Genomic DNA, 24,427 nt, shown 5'->3' with positions numbered 1-24,427 from the left:
CATAATCTAGCACCACCTTTATCTAATCAAGATACATTCATAAAATATGCAGCTCATGCAGAAAACGAAATCAATCTAAGCACAATTAATGAAAACGCCTATGTAGATGAAAATTTTTTAAAGTTCTGCGAAACATTTTCTGAAAAGGTGCCGTCTAATCAATAACAAATAATTAGGACTAGGTCTTAAACTTTGTTAGGTGAGAGCCGATATGAAAAGTAAGAAAATTCGTAAATAGTTTTATTTACTGGTGCAAAGCAGGTGTTAACATTGATTCAAAGCTGGATTGGAAAACAAATGAGGGAACCAAAAGGCTTGTTCTCAAAATGGGTTGCCCGCTATATGGAAAAAAATCATCATAATATCAATGAATGGACGATTCAACTCTTAAATATACAAGAAAATGACCGGATTTTAGAAATCGGTACTGGAAGAGGCGTGACATTATCGAAGGTAGCAGAGAAACTTGATCGCGGTAAAGTATATGGAGTGGATGCCTCTCGTCATATGATCAAATATGCAAAAAGAAAACATAAGAAGCTTGTGGAACAGGATAAAGCCGTCTTGACTCTTGGTAAAGCCGAGCATTTACCGTTTGAAGATAGATCTTTCAATAAATTATTTACGGTGCAGACCATTTATTACTTGAAGGATATTGAGCAAGTCATGAAGGAAGTGTACCGTGTTCTTCAAGTGGATGGAGAAGTATTCTTATCTTTCCAACAGCAGGAACTGATGAAGGAACAAAAGCGGTTACATTCTTTTTCATCGTATAGTGAACAAGAGATTAGCCGACTATTTTCAGCGTATCACTTTAGAGAAGTTTCGGTTTATCACTATGATACATACATCTGTATCAAAGCGTTAAAATGATGAAAATATTTCCCAGGTAATGAACAAGCATTCAAAAAAAGGCTCTTCGTGAGAGGAGCTTCTTTGCGTGTAATTGAATCATGTTTGAACGAATAAAAAAAGTCTCTTCACCGAAGAGACTTTTGTATATGATGTAGGCGCCAGCCAGGTGTGTAAGGAATGATAGTATATATAAGGAATTTGTTTGTCGATTAAGGATACCTGTCTGGCTTATTCCTTATATCGACACCGTTCTTCAAAAGTTTAGCTTTTTTTTCAATATTTTCTTTTTTATTTGACTAGAAAATACATTTTTCTCTCCGTGATAGACATTTTTCGCTTTTTTTTAATCAATTGTGCCATTTGAAGCAGGGAATTGCTTCAGAAGTAGAGAAAATTGTAGAGACTTCATTTTTAAACAAAAAGGGAGGAATGAAAAAATGTCGGGAAACAAAGGTGTCGTTTATAAAGGAGCAGGAAATGTAGCAGTTGAGGATATTGGATACCCTGATTTGATTTTAAGAGATGGCCCGGGTGTACCGAAAGCCAATGTGGGGCGCAAATGTGAGCATGGCGTCATTTTAAAAGTAGTGACGACGAATATTTGCGGAAGTGACCAGCACATGGTGAGAGGTCGTACGACTGCGCCTGCAGGACTCGTCCTTGGTCATGAAATTACAGGTGAAGTCGTTGAGGTAGGACGAGATGTGGAGTTTATTCAAAAAGGAGACCTTGTGTCCGTTCCCTTTAATATTGCTTGTGGACGATGCGTCATGTGTAAGGAACAAAAAACCCATGTGTGCTTAAATGTAAACCCGGACCGTCCCGGCTCTGCCTATGGGTATGTTGATATGGGTGGATGGGTTGGCGGCCAATCCGAGTACGTCATGGTACCATATGCAGATTTTCAGCTGCTGAAATTTCCAGACAAAGATCAAGCGATGGAAAAAATACTTGATCTGACGATGCTTTCCGATATTTTCCCGACAGGTTTTCACGGTGCGTATTCGGCTGGAGTAAAGCCTGGTTCAACTGTATATATTGCCGGTGCAGGGCCAGTAGGTCTTGCCGCAGCGCATTCCGCTCAGCTTCTTGGCGCTTCTACGGTCATTGTCGGTGATTTGAATGAACAAAGGCTGGAGCAGGCCAGAAGCTTTGGCTGCGAGACGATCAATTTACGAAAACATGATCGAATCGGAGAACAAATCACCAATATCTTAGGAGAGCCAGAAGTAGACTGTGCCGTCGATTGTGTTGGCTTTGAAGCTTCAGGTCATGGAGATCAAGGAGAAGCACCTGCAACCGTTTTAAATACAATTATGGATATTACCAAAGTTGGCGGTAAACTTGGAATTCCAGGGCTTTACGTCACAGAAGACCCAGGTGCAGTGGATGCTGATGCAAAAGTTGGATCACTGAAAGTGCGAATTGGACTCGGCTGGGCAAAAGCCCATACCTTTGTGACAGGCCAAACTCCTGTTATGCAATATCACCGCAGCCTAATGAAATCCATTTTAAGCGGACGAGCACAAATCGCCAAAGCAGTGAATGCAACCGTCATTAACCTTGATCAAGCCCCTCAAGGATACAGTGACTTTGATTCAGGTGTAGCGAAGAAATTTGTCATTGATCCGCATGGGATGATTTCTAAATAATGATTCAATGTAAAAAAATCGAAAAAACTTACGGGAGAGTATATCCTGTAAGTTTTTTTGTGTAAATAGTCTTTTAAGATTCAGAGGTTTCCATTCTAAATATAAGAAAGCTTTGTTTAGTTATTTAGAATGATCAATTTCTTCAGTAAGTGTTATAACAGTCCTTCTTTTATTTAATCTAGAGTTGATCCCTGCTAGCCGTTCATGAGTATATAATCCTCTGTTAAATCAACAAATGCCTTTAAAGCAGGGGACATCCATTTGTTTTTATGCCAAAATAGTTGAATTTTCGTTGAGAAACAAGGTTCCATCCAATTGATTTTGATGATATTGCCTTCTGAAATTTCTCTTTTCACAGAAATTTCAGGAAGTACAGCGATTCCTAAGCCTGCCATTACACATTTTTTTATGGCTTCTACATCTGCTAATTCTAGTTTACTTCGCGGTTTTGCTCCCGCCTGTGTTAATGAATGTTCAAAGGCGTAGCGATAATCACAGTCTTCCGTTAACAACAATCTTTGCTCGTTCAAATCAATTGGATATACTTTTTGTTTTTTGCTCAAAGGATTTGTTGGGCAGCATACAATGGCCATCGGTTCATCTTTTAATTCTTTTACAAGTAAATGCGAGGATACTACAGGATTCATGGATAATAAGGCGACATCAATTTGTCCTTCTAGTAATAGATTTAAAACATCTTTTTCCGCTATTCCTGGGCGGAAGATCAGTTCGACTTTTGGATACTTTGTTTGAAAGTCCGTTAAAATGTGAGGAAGCCGGTAGGTGCATTGTGTTTCAGATGCACATATTCTCAAAATGCCGCTTGGCTCATTCATCCCGCCAACAGCCTCTAATGCTTCCCCTGTTAAACCTAAAATTTTATCCGTATATTGTTGAAATTGTTTTCCAGCTTCTGTTAAGATCACCCTTTTTCCAAGCCTTTCAAATAGAGGGGTTCCTAGCTCTTCTTCCAATGCCACAATATTTGCTGTGATGCTAGATTGAGCATAACCAAGCATTTGTGCAGTTTTTGTAAAGTTTAATACTTTTGATGCTGTTTGGAACATCATTAGTTGTTTGATCTCCAACTTCAAGCCTCCCTACCTCTCTAAATCGGATGAGCCGATTGATATCATCAGAAAACCTCTATAGATTGATCATAACATTTTTACTATCATAAAAGTAAGCGCTTGCAAGTTATGTTATTTCAAATATTCAGATTCACAAAGGGGAGATGGCTTTGTTTGAAATGATTGTCAATTCAGTGAATGACTTTTTATGGACATATATTTTAGTGGTTATGTTATTAGGCATAGGAATCTACTTTACGGTGAGAATGAAATTCATGCAAATTGTTTTACTAAAAGAGGTCTTTCGTTCTATTTTTGAAAAATCTTCCAAAACAAAAGAGAATAGGAATGAAATTTCCTCTTTGCAAGCTTTTTTTATTGGAGCTGCTACAAGAATTGGTACTGGAAATATGGCAGGCGTTGCGATTGCTATCACTGTTGGTGGTCCTGGAGCTATTTTCTGGATGTGGTTTGCAGCCGTTTTAGGAGGAGCCTCTGCATTTGTCGAAAGTACACTGGCTCAAATTTATAAGGTGAGAACAAGTGACGGTTTTAAAGGAGGTCCTGGTTACTATATTCAAAAGCAATTCGGATTGAAATGGCCAAGCAGGATTTTTGCTTTTTCTGTCATTCTTAGTTTCGGCTTAATTTTTAATGCAGTACAAACGAATACAATTACAAATGCCTTTCAGTATTCATTTGGTATTAGTCCGATTGGCATGGGTCTCTTTGTCACCATTTTAACGGCTTTCATCATTTTTGGTGGAGTCAAGCGAATTGCTAACGTCACTCAAATCGTTGTTCCAGTGATGTCAGTGTTTTATATTATCTTAGCATTCTATGTGATTGTCACAAATATCACTGATGTACCCGCAGCATTAGCAAGTATTATGAAGAGTGCATTTGGATTAGAGCAAATCGTTGGAGGCGGGATTGGTGCTGCGATAATGAACGGTGTCAAACGTGGGCTTTTTTCAAATGAAGCAGGAATGGGAAGTGCCCCAAACGCCGCTGCTGCCGCCAATGTTTCGCATCCAGTAAAACAAGGGTTTGTTCAATTATTAGGTGTGTTTTTTGACACATTAGTTGTTTGCAGCTGTACAGCCTTTATTATTATGCTATCGACAGTAGAAACAACGGGTGAATTATCTGGTATCGAAATTACCCAAGCTGCGATGGCACAGCATTTTGGATCTTGGGCGAGTATCTTTTTAGCATTTGCTATATTTACTTTTGCTTTTAGTTCTATTGTAGGTGGCTACTATTATGGTGAAGCCAATATCGGTTTTATTCATAACAGTGCAACAGCGTTATTGGTGTACCGAATCATGGTATTAATGATGATGATGTTTGGCGCTGTTGCCAACTTACAAATCGTTTGGACTTTGGCGGATTTGTCAATGGCCATCATGGCAATCGTCAATTTGATTGCAATAGCTATCCTAGGAAAATATGCTTTTGCCGCTTTGGATGATTACATGCAACAAAGGCTGTTAGGCAAAAATCCTGTCTTTTATGCATCTAGCATTCCAGGTTTAAAAGAAATAGAGTGGTGGGGAGCAGAAAAACAAACGGCTCACTCAACAAATTTACATGAAGGAGTAGAAAAATCATGATGAATTTTGATTATCATTGCCAAACAAACATAATGATGGGGATTGGTCAGTCAAAAAAAATCGGATCTATAGTAGAGGATCTTGTATTGCCGGGTGCCACAGTGATGATTGTGACAGATTCTGGTGTGAGAAACGCAGGTCTAGTTCAGCCTATTGAAGTGTATTTGCAGGAAGCCGGTTATTCTGTTTTTATATTTGATCAAGTATCTCCAAACCCTAGAGATAATGAATGTCTAGCTGGTGCAGAGCTCTTTAGAAAAGAACAAGCATCAGCGGTCATTGCGATTGGTGGCGGAAGTCCAATGGATACAGCGAAAGCGATTGCTTTATTAGGGCCAAATGGCGGCATTCCTGAAGATTATATATCAGGGAAGAAGGCGTATGCTAATCTATCTCCATTAATTTGTATCCCAACAACGGCTGGTACTGGTTCTGAGGTGACCCGTTCATCTGTCATTACGTTAGCTGCTTCCCATAAAAAAATCACATTAAAACATGCCTTGCTTCGGCCAACCATTGCGATTTTAGATCCGGCTCTTACATTGACGGTGCCAAAAAGCATAACAGCCGCAACAGGTGTAGATGCATTGGTACATGCTATTGAAGGCTATTCATGTAAAGTAACAAATCCAATTTCGAAAGCAATGGGTGCAAGTGCAATGGAGACAATTGTGAAATACTTACCCAAGGCATACGAAAATGAATCTGATCTAGAAGCGAGATATAAAATGCAGGAAGGTAGTTTACTGGCCGGCTTATGCTTCGGTTCAGCCGATGTCGCAGCCGTTCATTGCTTAGCAGAAGCACTTGGCAGTCTTTATGATACACCTCATGGTATCGCAAACGCGGTATTTTTGCCTTATGTCATGCAATTCAATGCAGTTGAAAACAAGGTACTGCACGCAGAGCTTGCCAAAATCATGAGCTTGGCAGATAAAACGGATTCAGATGATGTGGCGATTCAAAAATTAATTGATGGCATGTATACTTTCACAAAAAATTTAGGTATTCCAGCACTAAAAGATCTATCTTATGTAAAAGAAGAGGATTTTGAAAAAATGGCTGAATTAGCAGAACAAAACGGCTCTACATCAAGCAATGTTCGTACTGTTACGAAAGCAGACTACTTAGACATTTTAAAGGCTGCTTTTGATCAATGAATTCCAAAGAAACACCCTCCTATGACACGATCACTTGGAGGGTGTTCTTTTATGTTTCATGTGGCTAGGTATCGCCTATATAAGAGTGGTATGATAGACGACAACATGTGATGGAGAAAGGAGTGGATAAACGATGAACTTTCACAATAAAACGGTCGTCATCACAGGCGCAGCCAATGGAATTGGTGAAATGATCGCATGGGGCTATGCAAAAGAAGGAGCGCGAGTGGTGCTTGCAGATATAGATGAAGAGAAGGGGAAGCGCTTGGAGGAAGAGCTGAAAAAAGAATCGTTAGAAGCTTATTTTAATAAAACAGATGTGACGCAAGAAAAGGATATTCAACACTTAATGTCGTTTGCGGCGGAGCGCTGTAAAACGATTGATATTCTCATTAATAATGCTGGTGTCATGTGCACAGTATCGCCTTATGAATTAACGGTCGATGAGTGGGATCGTGTGTTACAGACGAACCTAAGAGGAACTTTTTTATGTGCAAGAGAAGCAGCACGTTATATAAAAGAGAATCCAAAAGGCGGTTCTATTGTGAACATTTCATCCACCCGAGCGACCATGTCAGAGCCAAATACAGAAGCATATGTTGCATCAAAAGGCGGAATATCGGCGCTGACTCATGCCTTAGCGGCTTCTTTTAGTCCGGATCATATCACGGTGAATAGCATTTCACCTGGATGGATTGAAACGAAGGATGAGGAGAATCTTCGAGAGATTGACCACAAGCAGCATCTTTCCAATCGAGTGGGCACGCCAAAGGATATTGTGAAGGCTTGCTTTTATTTAACCGATGAGGAGAATCAATTTGTGACCGGCACAGATTTAGTCGTTGATGGCGGCATGACCAGAAAGATGATCTATGCTGATTAACTCGAAAAAAACATTGACGCTTTGATCAAGGCGCAGTACAATATGTAACAATTCAGCTGAAGATCGTGATGAAATAAAGACATGGCGCTCACAGAGATGAGTACATCATGAGCCGTCCCGCACAGAGAACTCCGTGAAGCTGAGAAGGAGCCGGGCAGCATGATGGAACCAAACCTCTTAGCTCTGCACCGGATTCCTTCGGATGGTGGTGCAGCGACATTCTCCCGTTACAGAGATGGGTTCATGATGACCTGCTAAGGTTCATCTGGCAACAGATGAATAAACTGAGGTGGCAACGCGGAGTAAATCCCGTCCTCAAGACAGAAATGTCTTGGGGGCGGGATTTTTTTTATGACAAATAGGGGGAAAAGTGATGAAAAAACATTGGCGGGATATGAGTTTGCTGCTTGGAGCTATCGGAATTGCAAATATAGGAGAATGGATTTATATGATTGCTCTCCATCTGCTCATTTTTCAAGAAACGGGCTCTGTGCTGGCTGTAACGGCTGTCTATATGCTGAGACCAGCTGCGGCTCTTTTGACAAACAGCTGGTCTGGTAGTTTGATTGACAGGCTGAATCAGCGGAAAGTGATGATCAGCTTAGATATCAGCCGGGCTATCTTGATCGCATGTATACCCTTTGCGTTATGTTCAGGACATCTGCTTACCCTGTATGTAATGGTGTTCCTCATTCAAATGGCACAAGCGATGTTTCATCCAGCTTCGATGGTCTATATGACAGCATTGATCCCAGCAGATAACCGAAAAAGGTTTAATGCCATTCGCTCATTATTACAATCGGGTGGATTTTTACTTGGACCCGCTGCAGCAGGTCTGCTTTTTTTAATAGGTACACCTGTTTTTTCCATTTATATAAATGCGATCTGCCTGTTGGTATCTGCTCTGTTCACGATGTGTTTACCGAATTTGCTCAAACAAGATGCTGTCCAAAAGGGTTTTACCTTTTCAATGTTAAAAGAGGATGCGAAGCTTGTTCTTCGGTTTAGTTTGACATCACGCCAAATGATGGCGGTGTATTTATTATTTAGTGCCGCTATCACGGTACTTCCTACTGCCATTGACTCTCTTGAAACAGCCTTTGCAAAAGAAGTGCTGCTGCTAACTGATACACAATATGGTCTTCTTGTTAGTATAGCTGGGGTAGGCATTATCGCAGGCGCAAGTCTCAATTCGGTCATTGTGGAGAAGCTGCCTGTTTCGATCATGCTCGGGATTGGCAGTTTGTTTGTGGCATGTGGCTATCTCATTTATGCTTTTTCCAGCACATTGTTTGCAGCCGCTGTTGGATTTTTTATACTAGCATTCTTTTTAGCATTTGCGAACACAGGTTTTATGACTTTCTATCAAACGAATATCCCGGTAGAGGTGATGGGGAGGGTAGCCAGTTTTTATGCTTTGGTTGAAGCCATTCTGACGATCATGCTGACAGGGGTCTCTGGTGGACTTGCACATGTTTTATCAATCCGAACCTCTGTTATCATCGGGTGTCTATGTATGCTTATTGTCTGTTTATTGCTATGTTTTGTCATCTTTCGTCCATTGAATGTCAAAAAGATAGTGCATCTTACTTAGAAAATTAAAAAAATTATGTTATGATTATTTAAGTAAGTTAATGAAATTGATGAGAAAAGGAGTCTTACACATGAAAGCACTACGCTGGCACGATCAAAAGGACATTCGACTAGAGGAAATTGATGAACCAAAAGTTGCTCCAGGAAAAGTGAAACTTAAAGTGAAATGGTGCGGCATTTGTGGTAGTGATTTACATGAATATCTAGGAGGACCTATCTTCATTCCAGTGAATGAACCTCATCCACTGACAAAAGAAAAAGCCCCTATTACACTGGGACATGAATTTTCTGGTGAGGTTGTTGAAGTAGGAGAAGACGTCAGCAATTACAAAGTAGGCGACCGAGTGGTTGTTGAGCCTATTTTTGCAACTCATGGACACCAAGGTGCTTACAACTTAGATGAAAACATGGGCTTTTTAGGACTTGCCGGAGGCGGCGGTGGATTCTCTGAATATGTATCTGTCGATGAAGAATTACTTCATTTATTACCAGACGAAATTTCATATGAGCAAGGGGCACTTGTAGAGCCTTCAGCAGTTGCTTTATATGCGGTTCGTTCTAGTAAAGTACAAGCTGGTGATACAGCGGCAGTGTTTGGCTGCGGCCCAATTGGCTTGCTTGTTATTGAAGCATTAAAAGCAGCTGGTGCTACTGATATTTACGCAGTAGAATTATCTAAAGAACGCCAAGAAAAAGCGAAAGAGCTTGGAGCGATCATTGTTGATCCTTCTCAATATGAAGATGTGGTTCAAGAAATTGCACGCCGTACAAACGGTGGCGTCGATGTTTCTTTTGAAGTGACAGGTGTACCTGTTGTATTGAAACAAGCAATCCAATCAACTAGAATTTCAGGTGAAACAGTCATTGTGAGTATTTGGGAAAAAGGCGCAGAAATTCTGCCAAATGACATTGTCATTAAAGAACGTACAGTCAAAGGAATTATCGGCTACAGAGACGTATTCCCATCTGTATTAAACTTAATGAGAAAAGGCTATTTCTCTGCTGATACGCTCGTCACAAAGAAAATCAAGTTGGACGATGTGATTGAAGAGGGTTTCCATGCATTAATCAATGAAAAAGATCAAGTGAAAATTCTAGTGAGTGCTGAATAAGTAGGATGATAAAGAGAATGGCAGAGGCCATTCTCTTTTTTTATGCACATGATTGCTCCTTTTCATAAAGAGGCATGCGGTTGAATAGTGATAAATGAAAAGATGTTTTTGATAAGGGAGATGACATCATGTTTTATCACATCAAAGAACTGCAATATGAAGCAAAGCCCTCAAAGCCTGATCCAGTTTATGCAAAAAAATTGCAGGAGGTATTAGGCGGTCAATATGGTGAGATCAGCGTCATGATGCAATATTTATTTCAAGGCTTTAATTGTCGAGCAGATCAAAAATATAGAGATTTATTGTTTGACATAGGGACAGAGGAAATTGGTCATGTGGAAATGCTTGCGACGATGATCGCTCGTTTACTTGATAAAGCACCTGTTAAAGAACAAGAACAGGCGTATGAAAGTGATCCAGCACTTGCAGCTGTTATGGGCGGAATGAATCCTCAGCATGCAATTGTTGCCGGTTTAGGAGCCATGGCAGCGGATAGTCAAGGATATCCGTGGAATGCTAAGTATATCATTGCAAGCGGAAATTTAATGGCTGATTTTAGAGCCAATTTAAATGCAGAATCACAAGGGAGACTTCAGGTCACAAGGCTCTACGAAATGACCGATGATCGAGGCGTGAAGGATATGCTTTCTTTTCTTATTGCTCGAGATACATATCATCAAAATATGTGGATTGCGGCGATTAAAGAATTAGAAGAACGAGAAGGGGATGTCGTCGTACCAACCACCTTCCCGCGCTCACTAGAAAAACAGCAAGTATCCTATGATCTGTTTAACTTCTCAAGAGGGGAAGCAAGTAAGGAAGGCAGATGGGCACATGGCCGAAGCATGGATGGAAAAGGGGAGTTTAGATATATTTCTGCACCAGTCGTGTTTGGTTCTGCACCAAAACTAAAACCCGCACCAAAGGAACTGTTTAACACACCGAAAAAAGGCGAATAAAAAAAGTCGATCAGGATTTGAGCCTGACCGGCTTTTTTAACGTCCGAGAGATCTTCCGTACACACTGACACGTTTCTCTAACAAGGCAAAAGCGAGTTCAAAGAAAATGCTCAGCAGCCAATAGATCATAGCAGAGACGAGATACGTTTCTAAAAACTGATAGCCGTCGTTCGCAATGATTCGGGAAATCCCCATGATTTCAAGTACTCCAATCGTAAACGAAAGAGAGGTGGCTTTTAATAGCTGAATGAGCTGATTGCCTAAGTTCGGCAGGGCTACCACAAATGCCTGCGGCAAAATAATGCGCATCATCGCTTGGCGTGTTGTCATCCCCACAATTTTTGCTGCTTCAAGCTGCCCTTTGTCTACCGCAAGAAGTGCACTCCGAACAACCTCTGTTAAATGGGCAGCTGAATGGAGGCTGAATGTAATAAGAGCAACAGCTAATGGGGAGACCATGTCTTGATGAAAAGTCAGCCCGAATGTACCGCTCATTTTGGTTAGAACAAAAGGAAGTCCATAAAAGAAAGCGAACAACTGAACAATAAGAGGCGTTCCTCTAAAAAAGGAGACATAGAGCGTCACAAGCTGTCTGAGTAAAGGAATGCGGAAGAGACGAATGAAAGCAAAAACAGATCCAATCATCAGACTTACAGCCATGGAAACGAGTGCAATCAATAAGGTGAAAGGAACGCCTTTTAAAATATGAGGTACTTGGTCAATCGCAAATGGAATATCGATGGTTTGCATCAAATCGCCTCCTTAACGTGACAGGCTGGTGCGGCCTTTTACAAATTTCCTTTCAAGCAGCATGGTGATCAGTTCAATACTCATGCAAATAAGCCAATACACAATCGCAATGATCACATACACCTCAAACATACCGATTCCGTAGTTATTTCCCAAAATGATCTTTACCTGTCCCATCATATCAATGAGTCCGATTGTAAAGGCAATTGCTGTGTCTTTCACAAGATCAATGGTGTAATTTCCGAGGTTCGGCAGTGCAATGAGAAAGGCCTGCGGGATAATGATCCTGATCAACGCCTGTGTATCTGTCATCCCAACAATGTAGGCGGCCTCCAGCTGATCCTTCCCGACAGATGAATACGCACTGCGAAAAACTTCAGATAAATAAGCCCCCGTATGTAAAGAAAACGTCATCATCACAAATAACACACGATCCCAGTGATTGATTTGAATCCCTGCCACAAGCAAAAGCTGAGGCAGTCCAAAATAAATCAAGAAAAGCTGAACAATTAAAGGCGTACTCCGTGTAAAAGATAAATAAATAACAGCCAATTGCTTCAGCACTGGGACTTGTTTAATACGAATACATGCAAATAGCAAGCCGATGATGATGGCAAAAAACAATGACACGATAATCATGAGAAAAGTAAGTGGCAGGCGTTCAATCACCTGTAAAAAAATGCCCAGCCAATCTCCAGCTGTAAACGTCATGACGCTTCCTTCCTTTCTTCATTTTGATCGCCTTGCTCTGAGATGTCATCAATATCTTGAAAGAAATCAACCCCAAACCACTTTTTCGCCAGTTTAGGTAGTGTTCCATCATCAATCATCTCTTGTGTGATCCGGTCCAAATCTTTTGCAAGCTTCTTCTCGCTTGGCTGAAAGACAAGATAGATAGGCTCCTTTGACACAATGCCTCCAACTTTGACCTTTAGATTTAAATGCTTTTGAATGGTATCAAAGGTTGAAATGTTCATAAATGCTGCATCTGACCGTCCACTTTCAACGCGCTTTAAGTTAAGCTCATTTGAAGGGCTCTCAATAGTCGTTAGCGGAATATCCGGATCATGTTCTTTATTATATTGATTTAAAATCGAACGCAAGCCTCCGCTAGGGCTGACAGGAGCCAGCTTTTTAGATGTCATATCATCAAGCGATCGAATCTCCTTGTCTGATTCATTCACAATTAAACCTGTCATCGAATAGCCATACGGAACCTTAGGGTAAAGGAAACGCTTTTCACGTTCAGGATTACTAAAAAACCAATTAGCCGCCATTTCAAACTTCCCTGCGCCTACACCAATTAAATTCGATTCTTCCTCGCCAAAAATGTAATCAAAATGTACGTGAGGAAGCCTCTTTTCCACTTCATTTAAATAATCAATGTTATAGCCAATTGGTTCGTTTCGGTCATTTGTTGCTAAAAAGGGTGGATTGACCTCTGCACTTAGTGCGACTTTTACAATTTTCCTACCATCATCTGTCGTGGTTTTCACACTGCTACAGCCCATCAGAAAAAGAAATAACAGAAAGACTCCGGACATCATGAATGCTGTTCTTTGCTTCATTTGTCTTTCTCCGATTCTTGCCACATGCCGCGATGAATTCTTGATAAAAATTGTTTCGTTCGTTCATGCTGTGGCTTCAATAGGACGTCTTCCGGTGAGCCTTTTTCAACGATTTCGCCATCTGCCATAAAGATCACCGTATCCGCCACGTCCTTTGCAAAAGAAATTTCATGCGTCACAATGACCATTGTCATCCCTTGGCTCGCAATATCTTTGATCATTTCAAGAATTTCTCCTACCATCTCTGGGTCCAGTGCCGACGTAGGTTCATCAAACAAGAGCACTGAAGGATTCATCGCAAGAGCGCGGGCTATGCCAATTCGCTGCTGCTGACCACCAGATAATTCACTCGGAAATGCATCCTTTTTATGAAGCAGTCCAATCCGCGTTAAAAATTGCTCTCCGACCTTTTCTGCTTCTTTTTTAGACATGTTTTGAGACACGATCAATCCTTCTGTAATATTTTCAAGTGCACGTTTATTCTGAAACAAGTGATAATGCTGAAACACCATGGAAGATTGCTGTCTGAGTTTTAGCAGATCTTTTTTATGATATCGTTCAAATTGAATCGTGGCTTCACCAACTGTCAGCTCTCCTTTGTCTGGAATATCAAGGCTGTTTAAGCTGCGGAGAAGTGTAGTTTTTCCTGATCCGCTCGGTCCAATAATGGCGACCACTTCACCTTCTTGTACGGTGAAATCAATGCCTTTTAACACATGGGTTGACCCATAGGATTTATGTAGATTAGTAGCTGAAATCATAAAAACATCACGTTCCTTTGACATATGTACTTAATATTGATAAAATTTAACACATTAAATCCTATAAGTAAAGTGTGTTTTATTTATTCCGATTGGAAAAATCAGATATGATAGATTGTGAGAAACAGAGGAGTTGGATACGTTTTGTCTAAAGCATTATTTGTCGATACCGATTTTCAAAAAACATGGCTCAATCAGCTGGAATCTCTTCGTGAAACGATCGAACAAGCGGCAAAAGAACATGATGAAGGTGCTTATTTTCCTGAAAAAAATATTGAATCATTAGTAGAGATGGGCTATACCACGTTGTCTCTTCCTGCTGAATACGGAGGCGGAGGTCAATCTGTGAAGGATATGGTTCTGTTTCAAGAAACGCTCGGCAGTATGGACGGAGCGACTGCCTTATCTATCGGCTGGCATCAAGGGGTTGTAGGCGAAATCTTCGAAAAGAAACAATGGAATGAGCAACAGCTGCAATTCTTTGCGAAAGAAGTGAAGAAGGGCGCCCTTGTCAACCGTGCTGTGAGCGAGGCGCAGACAGGCAGTCCAACAAGAGGCGGGAAGCCTGGGACAACAGCCACTAGATCAGGTAATGAGTGGATCATCAATGGACGTAAAATTTTCACAACGATGTCACCAGCACTTACATACTTTTTAGTCGGCGTATGGATTGAAGAAAAAGAGGCAATGGGCTTCTTCTTAATTCATCGCGAGACTGAAGGTGTTTCAATAGAAGAAACGTGGAATGTTGTGGGGATGAGAGGAACTGAAAGTCATGATTTAATTTTAGATCAGGTGAAGGTTTCAGATGACATGCTTGTTGAGGTGCAAAAAGGGCCGCGCGGTGGTACGCTAAATCCTTGGATTGCACATATTCCATCCTGCTATTTAGGCATTGCGCAAGCAGCAAGAGATTATGCTGTTCAATATGCCATCACCCATTCACCGAACAGCATCAACGGCACAATTAGTGACCTGCCAAATGTCCAAACGCTGATTGGTGAAATCGACTTACTATTAAAGCAAGCACGCCACGTCATCTACTCAACGACCACATTGTATGAAAAGCCAGAAAAAAGAGAGCTGTTAATTAATGAATTTGGTGCTGTGAAGCATACCGTCGTTAATCATAGTTTGCAAGTTGTCGATAAAGCTATGCGTTTAGTCGGTGCGAAAAGCTTAAGCCTAGATTGTCCACTGCAGCGTTACTATCGAGATATTCGTGCCGGGCTTCATAACCCGCCAATGGACGATATGACGATATCAAAAATGGCGAAACAGGCCATTCAAGAGAAAAAAGAGAGCTAATATACAGCAAAAAGTCGGATAAAAACCGGCTTTTTTTATTTGAAAGAAAAGAGGACAAGCGTACCTTATGTCCCATCGCTTAAGCATGCTACAATCATGGGAATCATGAGAAAAGGAGCGATTGTTTTGAAGAAAAATTATATAAAATGGCTGTTTTCTGGCATCATGCTGATGGCACTTTGGATCAGCCAGCCTTCATCAACTGAAGCAAGATCATCAGCGTGGTCAGTAGATGAATTCTTTAAAAATCGGAAAGGCACGTTTGTGATTCAAGAAGTAAAAGAAAAGTCCCCATGGGTGTATAACAAAAAAAGAGCGAAAGAGCGCTTTGCACCTCAATCGACATTTAAGATAGCAAATGCCTTAATCGGACTCCAAACAGGCGCAGTGAGAGATGAATACGACATCAAATATTGGGATGGTGTAAAAAGAGAGATTGACAGCTGGAATAGAGATCATACATTAGGCTCTGGAATGAGAGATTCAGTCGTCTGGTACTATCAAGCCATGGCACGTGACATTGGAGAAGAACGTATGAATCATTGGGTGAAGGCCATTCATTATGGGAACAAAGACATATCTGGCGGAATCGATCAATTTTGGTTAAGCAGCACCCTGCGAATTTCTCCTATCGAACAAGTTCGTTTCCTCAAACAGCTATATGAAGAGACTCTTCCATTTGACCTAAAGAACATGAGAACAGTTAAACGAATGATGGTGCAAGAAGAAGAGAAATACGCCACCCTATACGGAAAAACAGGCTCGGGATCAGGCATCGGCTGGTACGTAGGCTTTATCAAACATGAAAATAAAACCTACATTTTCGCCACAAATATCAAAGGCACCGGCATAGAAGCAAAAGACATCACCTATCGCATTTTGAAAAAATATCATTTGATGGAAGCATCCGTTTAGGGTGCTTTTTTAATGTGAAAAAGGGGATATATTGATAAGTTGATGATATATGGATTAGTTTGAAAGTATGGTATATTTATAGAAAAATATTGAAAAATTCCATGCGGATTGTAAAAAACAAATCATCAATAAAATTGTCCAATTGAAATTCAAACATTAAAAGAAGATATAGAGGAAGAATTAAAACCGATTATTTCAACAAGAGTGGAGGTAGTTGTTTGAAACGGCTTGAAGACTTATTTATTCGTTCAGAAAAAGAATTCAAATTCTATCAGAATTTAGTAGACCATGTGTTTGACACAAATAAAGAGCTACCACAACAAGTCTTCCGTAAGACATTTGATTGTTTTTTGTTTCAAGAGTTTGATTGGGCATTGAGTGATGATATTTTACCAACCATTAAAGAGTTATCAACTGTTACACAAGATAGAGAATTTTTAACTGCAGTCCTTCAACCAGATCCAGCCGAATATTATTTGAAGGAATTTGGGTATTATAATTGGCTGAAAACGAGTGTGAACATTTCAAGTGAGGATTATGTAAATGCACTGTGGACGCACCCAAAAGAGTCTATAGCGGATGATATCATAACGAATTCGTATATAGTGGTCTGGCTATCGCATTCTTTGAAGTGGGCGATTTGGGCAGATAGAGATATGGAAATTTGTATCATAGGAATGGTATCAACAAAAGATTCTGTGAAAAATAGGTTATTGAAAGAAAGATGGAAACCAATGGATCACCATGCTTTAGCAAATTGATTTGAAGGATTATTGAAGGATCAAAAAACTTTCGATGACTATATCACTCAAATGCTATCTCATTATGCGTCATGTTACAAGCGTTGAAATGGAGTATTAATGACTGACTGATGATAGTTCCACCCGAAGATATGAAAGGAGCATAAAAACATTTGTTTATATCCGATCCAAAAGAACTTGAACATGTTCTATCGTTTGTTGATTCGCTCGTTCACAGGACAAAGACATTCCCTAATCAAGTGTTGAAAACAAAAATCCCTCATTATTTATTCGAAGAATTCCATTGGTTGTTATCAGATGATAGCTGGGAAATGTTAAAAGGTTTAGCTTTGAATCATCATGATGACTATATACTCATGGCTGTATTAGATGAGCAGCAGAGCATGGATGATTATTATCATGATTTTGGTTATTATCCTTGGGTGAAAATTCCGTTAAACCTCACGCCAAGTGATTACCTCGATCTCTTAACGGATTATCCGATAGAGAGTGTAAATGATAGCATAATGGATATTGCTTCACGTGTGATATGGGTTTCTCCTTCTGCGAAATGGATCATTTATGGCGAAAGAGGTTATGAGATAGGAGTATTAGCGATTCATCAATTAGAACAGATGAATAAACAGTTGTTAAAAACGTGGAGAACTTTAGATGAGGTAGTATTAGGCTGGATTTCAGTTGTATTTCCGAATCAAAAACTTCCTGATGATTTTAAAAAAGAACTGATTCGAAATTATAAAACTAAATAATAAATTTTACATAAAACTACGTGTTCTGATTTTGATACTGTGGAATATTTTTAGTTTCGTCTGATGTTTTAAATCGGTGAGGTGGAGCAAGTAATGAGAATCGTATTAGCAAAAGAGAAAAATCTATTCGAAGTAAATGAATTAATAAAGAAAATCAATTTAAACGTAGAAGAGTATCATTGGGTCATAAGTGATGTGACACTCTCAATGCTTCATAAACGGAATAATCAATCTCATTCAGAAGTCATGCCGGATTACACGGATTTTTTATTTCTGAAGGGTGAACATTTTAAAAAATTCTTACATGACTATTCTTATTCTTTTATTTTCGCTGTTTTGACCGCATTGCCTCGTCATGTAGATCATTTGAATATCAGTTCAATACCTCAAATTGAAGATAATGAACGATATTGGAACGTGAATTATACACCCGTTATCCCTCAAGCCGTGTTTGAAATCGGTTTTTTTGATTCGACAGATGTTATTTTTACGGGAGATCAGAATATCTTAAGCGAATTTCGAAAAAAAGCGAACTTTATTTCATTTGAAGAATATTTACAAACTCCGTGACATGATAAGAATAGAGTTCATCCTGAAAAAATAGGAGAGTGAATGAGATGTTTAATAGTGTACAAAAATGGATCGATTATCTAGATGGTGGTTGTAATGTACTTGGAGTCACATTTGATTTGTTTCATAAAGAATTAATACTGAGCGTAAAAGTATCAGAATTAAATAAAGTTACTCAACATGAATTGCGATTTATGAATGTGGCGAGTCTTTATTATAATGGGGGTGAAGGTAATGATAGATTTGAAGAATTGATACAAGAAGAGATGAATTGGCAAATTTTCGAATGCAGCTACCACCCTCAAGGGATAGGGAACCTTAAAAATGTACTTCTTGAAGAATTTGATTCAAATGCAAATTTTCTATTTAACATCAATGGGATGTTACTCGCAATAGAATCGAAAAACGTATGTTTCGATTCACAAGAATTTATTTGCAGTGTATAGGAAGATCTCATTAGCGTCTAAATAAGAATTAAAAACAATGAGAGATTGGGGAAAATTCATGAAAATCAGCCGTGATAAACAAGGTTTATTCGATGATGTAAAACAACGTTATCAATACTTATTAGATTCATCTTATCCAGATGATATCATCTCTTTTGAAGAAGAAACTGGTATGTACTCAGATGATTTTTATATGTTTTTTTCACTTGTTGCAGGCAGCTTAAGTTATGTGATCGATCATAAACGAATACCGAAAAAACAGTTAAACGTGCTGCGTCAGTCATTTGAAGAGCAATATCCCCAAATCAAAACGTATCAACAGATCCTTGAATCTTATCCTTTATTGCATTCCTATGTTCAATACCATGAAGAAACAAGAAAACGAATCATTGTACTTATACAATAACCTCTTGGAGGATAAACGATGACATGGTTTTTAAATGAAAAAATCCAGAAACAAATCCCCGATTTCAATATCAACCATCTAAAGCAAATCAATGAATTTCACTACTTTAAAGAGTATAATGAACATTACGACTTGATCAACTGTATTGTTCTGCACATCCCATATGAATCCCCGAATCTACAAGCAGACATTCGTCTGAAATTCACTAATGTCTCTTCTGTTCAAATCAAAGATTTGGAGTTAACAAACGATGACCATATTATATTGAACATTCAACTTTTGGATAGAGGCTGGGAATATTTGAATTACTTTGTCGAAGATTATGAAGAACAGTATTTTTCTTTTTATTGTGAAACGGTTCAAGTCATACAAGTCGTATCAAATGAATCAGCCTAGTCTCTCTACATATGTGCGAATGATGCTTCCCCATCCCAACATAGAAAGGTGCAATGACATTGAATCGAATGATGAAGTGGCTTTTATTTGCGGCGGTCATCGCTGGATTATTGGTATGCGCATTCTTTGTGTTCCGTTTCAACCAGCCTAAGCCGACGACGAATATCCATTATGCAGACACACAAAACAAACAGCAAACACTCGATATGTATATGCCAAAGGGCAAAGATGAAGACAAAAAGAAAAAGCATCCAGTCATGATCTATCTCCATGGCGGCGGCTGGACAGGCGGCGATAAGAATAGAGTCGCTTCAAAAGCTGATTATTTTACGGGTCAAGGATATGTGTTTGTTTCAATGAATTACAGGCTTCACCCTGATGCCAACTATGAGCAGATGGCAGATGATACGGCAAACGCCATTAAGTGGGTGAAGGATCATGCGTATGAATATCAAATCGATTCATCAAAAATCAATGTCATGGGTCACTCAGCGGGCGGTCATTTGACGGCGCTGGTTGCCACAGATTCGACTTACTTAAAGCGTGTGGGGTTGTCGCCAAAAACGATTAATTCCATTGTGATTTTAGACGGACCGTTAAACCTCAATCAATTTATACAAGCCATCCCATCGTACAAAAAAGTCTTTGGAAAACAAGAGGAGAATTGGACAAAGGCATCACCTGTCACTTATATGAATCAAAAGAATGTACCTCCCGTCTATTTGGTTACAGGCTGGGAAAATCCTGAGGTGTACCGATTTGCAGAAAAACTAAATCATGATAAAGGCTCTCGGTTTGTTTTTCGGGTTCATACGTTAAGCCATAGTGATCTGAATAAATGGTTTGGATCAGACAGGGCGCCAAAAGAAGCGCAAGATATGACAAAGGCTGTGATGGCTTTTGTCAAAAAACAAAATCAATAACAAAGACCGTATGCTAGGCAATTCATTTTGCCGCAGTATATGATAAAGGGTAAATGGTTTGTAATGATAGGAGTGAATGTTGTTGTCATCACGTATGGAAAATAAAGTGTTCAATTGCGAAAAAGAGCTGACGCTGAATATTATCGGCGGTAAGTGGAAAATGCTGATTTTATGGCACCTTGGCAGAGAAGGGACAAAACGTTTTGGTGAGTTAAAGTCGTTAATGCCTGGGATTACGCAAAGAATGCTTGTCAATCAGCTAAGAGAATTAGAGGAAGATCACATTGTGCACCGGGAGGTTTATCCTGTCGTTCCGCCAAAGGTTGAGTATTCTCTCACAGAATTAGGAGAAAGCTTAATGCCGATTTTAGAGGCGATGTATGATTGGGGAAAACAATATCTCGACAGCAATTTTTTAAAGGATGATAAATAGAAAGATGACCGATGTAGACAAAGAGCTAAAATCACTTTATTTTAGCTCTTTGTCTTTTTTTTAGCGTGACTTGAAAACCTTTGCAGTCTAGGAAGGCCGAGTACCGGAGCGGCATCAGAACACAGACATGACACCGAATGCGAGGGTTTGTGCGCTCGCTGACATACTGGTCGAAAAGACAGTGTCTTTTTTGTAACCATATGCGAAAAAGTATAGTATGTAAAAAAAAAGTGCGTACTTGGATTGCTTCCATCCTGTTGTTATACTCATTTCATCGTGCAAGAAGCTCTATCCACGGAGCTCTTGAAGATGAGATGAAAAAATAGGAGTGAACGTTCATGAAATTACAATTAGCATTAGATTTAGTGAATATACCAGAAGCGATTGAGCTGATTAAAGAAGTAGAAGGATCGATCGATGTAGTCGAAATTGGAACACCTGTTGTGATCAACGAAGGCTTGCGTGCCGTTAAAGAAGTGAAACAGGCATTTCCAAACTTACGTGTACTCGCCGATCTGAAAATAATGGATGCTGCCGGCTATGAAGTGCAGCAGGCATCCGAAGCTGGAGCAGATATCGTCACCATTCTTGCAGCGGCAGAAGATATGTCCATTCAAGGAGCGGTGAAAGAAGCGAAAGCAAGAGGAAAACAAATTTTAGTTGATATGATTGGCATCAAAGATATCGCAGGCCGGGCAAAGGAGCTGGATGAACTTGGAGTCGATTATATTTGTGTGCACACGGGCTATGATCTGCAAGCGGTTGGTCAAAACTCATTTGCTGACCTTATGACCATTAAACAAGTCGTCAAACAAGCGAAAACAGCCATTGCAGGCGGAATTAAGCTTGATACGTTACCTGAAGTCGTGAAATTAAATCCTGATTTAATCATTGTCGGCGGTGGTATCGCAAGCCAGGACAATAAAGCAGAAGTGGCCGCACAAATGAAGCAGCTGATCGCACAATCATGAAAACCAGTGACTATGTGAAAGCCATTTTAAATGAGCTTTCTGAGCACTCGCCCGCTATTCAAGACGAACAAGCAGAGCGGCTTGTCTCAAGCATTTTAACTACAAGAAAGGTCTTTGTGACAGGGGCTGGCAGGTCTGGTTTGATGGGAAAATCATTTGCCATGAGACTCACGCATATTGGCGTCAAGGCGTATGTGATCGGTGAAACCAATACACCTTCCTTTACAGAAGAAGATCTCTTGATTGTCGGGAGCGGCTCTGGCCGTACAGAGACCTTGCTTGTCCTTGCAAAAAAAGCAAAAGCAATTGGCGGAAAAGTGGCAACTTTTACGCTTTCTGCTCAGTCACCTCTAGCTGATCTATCGGATGAAGTCATCTTACTGTCAGGTGCGCCGAAGGATCAACAGGAAGGAAGCCATCATACCATTCAGCCAATGGGCTCGCTATTTGAGCAGTCGCTTCTTCTGACATACGATGCGGTTATTTTGCGGTTAATGGAAATGAAAAAGCTCGACACACAGACAATGTATGGTCACCATGCCAATTTAGAATAGTCATTTTCAAAGCCTCTCCTTTCTTAAAAGGAGAGGCTTTTTCATTTCAATCAAGATCAGAATCTTGACATAACCGATTTGTTGTAACTATAATTGTTACATCGTCAAAGAAAAAGCGTAAACACGAAAGGAAGATGAACATGAAAGTACAAATCTGGTCAGATATCGCCTGTCCTTTTTGTTATATAGGAAAAAAACAACTAGAAACAGCGCTTGAACAATTCCCTCAAAAGGAACAGGTAGAAATCGAGTTTAAAAGCTTTGAGCTTGATCCACATGCACCTGCTGAGGTCAATTATGATGTTCATGATATGCTCGTTAAAAAATATGGGATGAGCCGCAGCCAGGCCATGGCGATGAATGAGCAGGTGAAGCAGGCCGGCAAAGAGAAAGGAATCGATTTTCAATTTGATCCACTCGTGTTGACAAACACCTTTGATGCCCATCGATTGGCGCAATATGCCGGTCAAATGGGGAAAGGTGATTTCGTCATGACTGAGCTGTTTCAAGCATACTTTACAGATGGAAAGCATGTTGGTGATCGTCAAACCCTTTTAGACATTGCAGAAAAAGCAGGTCTTGATTTGCAGGAAGTACAGCAAATTTTAGGTGGCGAAGAGTTTGCCGATCATGTCCGAAAAGACGAACAAGAAGCGAGACAGCTTGGTATCAATGCTGTTCCGTTTTTCTTGATCAATGACAAGTATTCAGTGGCAGGTGCACAGCCAGCCGATACATTCCTGCGTGCACTTGAAACGGCTTGGACAGAAGAAGCAGCTCAAGCTGATAAAGCGGCTTCTAATTCATTTGAAGCGGCATGTGCAGATGGTGTATGCGCAGTGCCTACTCCTAAAGAAGAGATCTAATCATATAAAAATGAGCCTCTTGCGGCAAGGGCTCATTTTTTTCTTGCATGCATTTGTTTGATCGTTTCTCCTGGAACCAATTCAGGTTCATAAAAGGTTTGATGAGGGAGATTCTTCTTCCCCTGCACCTTTTTAATCATCCAGTCTGCTGCATCCCGGCCCATTTGCTCCTGAGGGTGCGTCAGTGTTGTCAGCTTCACATGGGCATTTTTCTGGGCAATATATGAATTATCCTGCCCAATAATGGAGAGATCCTCTGGAATGGACAGCCCGATGTCACTGCATACATTGGCAACCTCTAATCCAACCTCATCGTTATAGCAAACAAGGGCAGTCAGCTCATGCTGATGCTTTAATAAGAAAGTTTTAATATCATCCCCCAAATGCTGCTTCGATTCTGTATCGAAAAAGAGGACGTGCTCAGGCAGAAAATTAAGCTTCGCTTCACCGAGCGCTTGAATATAGCCTTTCATTCGGTACTTTCCCTGTAAATCATCTGTTTTTGAAATGAACCCAATTTGCTGATGCCCCGAGGTAATCAGCTCTTTTGTGGCTAAATAACTGGACTTCACATCATCCAAGCAGAGAAAAGGAACCTCTAACTGCTCATAATAAGCATTGATCATAATGAGCGGTACATCCTGTTCTTTAAAAGATAAATAGTACGAGATGTTCGGATTATATAAATTACTTTTCGTCGGCTCGACAATAAGTCCGTCCACACCAAAGGACAGCATCATTTCGAGCGCTTTTTTCTCCTGTTCTACATCATTATTCGTACTCGCCAGTAACAAAGAATAGTTCTCTTCGTTTAATCGGCTTTCAATGCCTCGAATGATGGAAGGGAAAATGTAATCGGATATGTATGTCGTGATAACACCAATCGTTTTCATATGCGCATGTCCCGCAGGCTTTGTTTGATATTGATTGGTCACAAATGTGCCTGAACCCTTCTCACTTCGCAAAAAACCTTCGCTCGACAATTCTAAGATGGCCTTTCGAACTGTATGCCTGCTCACTTGATACATCTCCTGCAGGCTTGATTCAGTTGGAATACGTTCCCCGATCCGATAATCTCCTGTAAGTATTTTGCTTTTTATATCATCGATAATGATCTGGTACTTCTTTTTCATCGTTTCACTTCTTTCTC

General features: G+C 40.1%; 27 protein-coding genes. 21 read left to right on the top strand and 6 right to left on the bottom strand.

Annotation, left to right across the window (positions count from 1 at the left end; translation table 11 throughout):
* The first annotated feature begins 270 nt into the window (after positions 1-270).
* Together MHH68_RS11980 and fdhA are read left to right on the top strand one after the other, a co-directional pair.
* Positions 271-873, top strand: coding sequence for a methyltransferase domain-containing protein (locus MHH68_RS11980; RefSeq protein ID WP_339165795.1), 603 nt, complete (start codon positions 271-273; stop codon positions 871-873).
* A gap of 419 nt (positions 874-1,292) precedes the next feature.
* Entirely contained in the window at positions 1,293-2,507 is a 1,215-nt protein-coding gene (gene fdhA / locus MHH68_RS11975; RefSeq protein WP_058014590.1) for a formaldehyde dehydrogenase, glutathione-independent, read from the top strand.
* Positions 2,508-2,701: 194 nt separating this feature from the next.
* Here fdhA and MHH68_RS11970 read toward each other — a convergent pair whose 3' ends face one another.
* Entirely contained in the window at positions 2,702-3,595 is an 894-nt protein-coding gene (locus MHH68_RS11970) for a LysR family transcriptional regulator (RefSeq protein WP_058014591.1), read from the bottom strand.
* Between the two features lie 146 nt (positions 3,596-3,741).
* Here MHH68_RS11970 and MHH68_RS11965 point away from each other — a divergent pair, with 146 nt between their 5' ends.
* From MHH68_RS11965 to MHH68_RS11940, 6 genes are all read left to right on the top strand, one after another.
* The gene (locus MHH68_RS11965) at positions 3,742-5,193 is read left to right on the top strand and encodes an alanine/glycine:cation symporter family protein (RefSeq protein WP_339163264.1); all 1,452 of its coding nucleotides are present in this window, start codon (positions 3,742-3,744) and stop codon (positions 5,191-5,193) included.
* Positions 5,190-6,353 (top strand): iron-containing alcohol dehydrogenase, encoded by a 1,164-nt coding sequence (locus MHH68_RS11960; RefSeq protein WP_339163261.1) that lies wholly within the window; start codon positions 5,190-5,192, stop codon positions 6,351-6,353. Before MHH68_RS11965 ends, MHH68_RS11960 begins: the two co-directional genes overlap by 4 nt.
* 133 nt (positions 6,354-6,486) lie before the next feature.
* Positions 6,487-7,236, top strand: a complete 750-nt coding sequence (locus tag MHH68_RS11955) for an SDR family oxidoreductase (protein WP_339163260.1) — start codon at positions 6,487-6,489, stop codon at positions 7,234-7,236.
* 373 nt (positions 7,237-7,609) lie between these two features.
* The gene (locus tag MHH68_RS11950) at positions 7,610-8,830 is read left to right on the top strand and encodes an MFS transporter (RefSeq protein ID WP_339163257.1); all 1,221 of its coding nucleotides are present in this window, start codon (positions 7,610-7,612) and stop codon (positions 8,828-8,830) included.
* Between the two features lie 70 nt (positions 8,831-8,900).
* Positions 8,901-9,941 carry a 2,3-butanediol dehydrogenase gene (locus MHH68_RS11945; RefSeq protein ID WP_058014595.1) on the top strand — a complete coding sequence of 347 codons (1,041 nt, stop codon included), beginning with the start codon at positions 8,901-8,903 and terminating at the stop codon, positions 9,939-9,941.
* Between the two features lie 128 nt (positions 9,942-10,069).
* Positions 10,070-10,900, top strand: a complete 831-nt coding sequence (locus MHH68_RS11940; RefSeq protein WP_058014596.1) for a manganese catalase family protein — start codon at positions 10,070-10,072, stop codon at positions 10,898-10,900.
* A 36-nt stretch (positions 10,901-10,936) separates the two neighbouring features.
* On the opposite strand, the gene MHH68_RS11935 is transcribed toward MHH68_RS11940, so the two are convergent.
* From MHH68_RS11935 to MHH68_RS11920, 4 genes are read right to left on the bottom strand one after another with little or no spacing between them, the layout of a single operon-like run.
* Positions 10,937-11,650 (bottom strand): amino acid ABC transporter permease, encoded by a 714-nt coding sequence (locus MHH68_RS11935; RefSeq protein ID WP_144462682.1) that lies wholly within the window; start codon positions 11,648-11,650, stop codon positions 10,937-10,939.
* Between the two features lie 12 nt (positions 11,651-11,662).
* A complete protein-coding gene (locus tag MHH68_RS11930) occupies positions 11,663-12,361 on the bottom strand; it encodes an amino acid ABC transporter permease (RefSeq protein ID WP_339163252.1) in 699 nt (232 codons plus the stop codon).
* The gene (locus MHH68_RS11925; protein ID WP_339163249.1) at positions 12,358-13,218 is read right to left on the bottom strand and encodes an amino acid ABC transporter substrate-binding protein; all 861 of its coding nucleotides are present in this window, start codon (positions 13,216-13,218) and stop codon (positions 12,358-12,360) included. The genes MHH68_RS11930 and MHH68_RS11925 overlap by 4 nt, the downstream gene beginning before the upstream one ends.
* Positions 13,215-14,003 (bottom strand): amino acid ABC transporter ATP-binding protein, encoded by a 789-nt coding sequence (locus MHH68_RS11920; protein ID WP_339163246.1) that lies wholly within the window; start codon positions 14,001-14,003, stop codon positions 13,215-13,217. The genes MHH68_RS11925 and MHH68_RS11920 overlap by 4 nt, the downstream gene beginning before the upstream one ends.
* 120 nt (positions 14,004-14,123) lie before the next feature.
* Between MHH68_RS11920 and MHH68_RS11915 the strand changes: the two genes are divergently transcribed.
* From MHH68_RS11915 to MHH68_RS11855, 13 genes are all read left to right on the top strand, one after another.
* On the top strand, positions 14,124-15,287 hold the full coding sequence (locus tag MHH68_RS11915) for an acyl-CoA dehydrogenase family protein (RefSeq protein ID WP_323641142.1): 1,164 nt from the start codon (positions 14,124-14,126) through the stop codon (positions 15,285-15,287).
* Between the two features lie 126 nt (positions 15,288-15,413).
* Entirely contained in the window at positions 15,414-16,202 is a 789-nt protein-coding gene (gene blaBPU, locus MHH68_RS11910; RefSeq protein ID WP_339163239.1) for a BPU family class D beta-lactamase, read from the top strand.
* A gap of 218 nt (positions 16,203-16,420) precedes the next feature.
* Positions 16,421-16,963 (top strand): hypothetical protein, encoded by a 543-nt coding sequence (locus MHH68_RS11905; RefSeq protein ID WP_339163237.1) that lies wholly within the window; start codon positions 16,421-16,423, stop codon positions 16,961-16,963.
* A gap of 152 nt (positions 16,964-17,115) precedes the next feature.
* On the top strand, positions 17,116-17,712 hold the full coding sequence (locus MHH68_RS11900; RefSeq protein WP_339163234.1) for a hypothetical protein: 597 nt from the start codon (positions 17,116-17,118) through the stop codon (positions 17,710-17,712).
* A 93-nt stretch (positions 17,713-17,805) separates the two neighbouring features.
* Entirely contained in the window at positions 17,806-18,282 is a 477-nt protein-coding gene (locus MHH68_RS11895) for a hypothetical protein (RefSeq protein WP_339163232.1), read from the top strand.
* A 47-nt stretch (positions 18,283-18,329) separates the two neighbouring features.
* Positions 18,330-18,728, top strand: a complete 399-nt coding sequence (locus tag MHH68_RS11890) for a hypothetical protein (protein WP_339163230.1) — start codon at positions 18,330-18,332, stop codon at positions 18,726-18,728.
* A gap of 58 nt (positions 18,729-18,786) precedes the next feature.
* Positions 18,787-19,134 (top strand): YxiJ family protein, encoded by a 348-nt coding sequence (locus tag MHH68_RS11885; protein ID WP_339163227.1) that lies wholly within the window; start codon positions 18,787-18,789, stop codon positions 19,132-19,134.
* Between the two features lie 18 nt (positions 19,135-19,152).
* On the top strand, positions 19,153-19,530 hold the full coding sequence (locus MHH68_RS11880; protein ID WP_268496833.1) for a hypothetical protein: 378 nt from the start codon (positions 19,153-19,155) through the stop codon (positions 19,528-19,530).
* A 53-nt stretch (positions 19,531-19,583) separates the two neighbouring features.
* Positions 19,584-20,453 carry an alpha/beta hydrolase gene (locus MHH68_RS11875; protein ID WP_339163224.1) on the top strand — a complete coding sequence of 290 codons (870 nt, stop codon included), beginning with the start codon at positions 19,584-19,586 and terminating at the stop codon, positions 20,451-20,453.
* Between the two features lie 76 nt (positions 20,454-20,529).
* Positions 20,530-20,886, top strand: a complete 357-nt coding sequence (locus MHH68_RS11870) for a winged helix-turn-helix transcriptional regulator (RefSeq protein ID WP_029708013.1) — start codon at positions 20,530-20,532, stop codon at positions 20,884-20,886.
* Positions 20,887-21,224: 338 nt separating this feature from the next.
* On the top strand, positions 21,225-21,857 hold the full coding sequence (gene hxlA, locus MHH68_RS11865) for a 3-hexulose-6-phosphate synthase (protein WP_003216301.1): 633 nt from the start codon (positions 21,225-21,227) through the stop codon (positions 21,855-21,857).
* Positions 21,854-22,411, top strand: a complete 558-nt coding sequence (gene hxlB, locus MHH68_RS11860) for a 6-phospho-3-hexuloisomerase (protein ID WP_339163222.1) — start codon at positions 21,854-21,856, stop codon at positions 22,409-22,411. Before hxlA ends, hxlB begins: the two co-directional genes overlap by 4 nt.
* Before the next feature lie 140 nt (positions 22,412-22,551).
* A complete protein-coding gene (locus MHH68_RS11855) occupies positions 22,552-23,277 on the top strand; it encodes a DsbA family oxidoreductase (protein WP_339163219.1) in 726 nt (241 codons plus the stop codon).
* Between the two features lie 32 nt (positions 23,278-23,309).
* Here MHH68_RS11855 and MHH68_RS11850 read toward each other — a convergent pair whose 3' ends face one another.
* A complete protein-coding gene (locus MHH68_RS11850) occupies positions 23,310-24,410 on the bottom strand; it encodes a GntR family transcriptional regulator (protein ID WP_339163216.1) in 1,101 nt (366 codons plus the stop codon).
* Positions 24,411-24,427 lie beyond the last annotated feature (17 nt).

The sequence above is a fragment of the Bacillus sp. FSL K6-2841 genome (assembly GCF_037976435.1).
Lineage (GTDB): Bacteria > Bacillota > Bacilli > Bacillales > Bacillaceae > Bacillus > Bacillus pumilus.
This window is presented reverse-complemented; position numbering and strand designations above follow the sequence as displayed.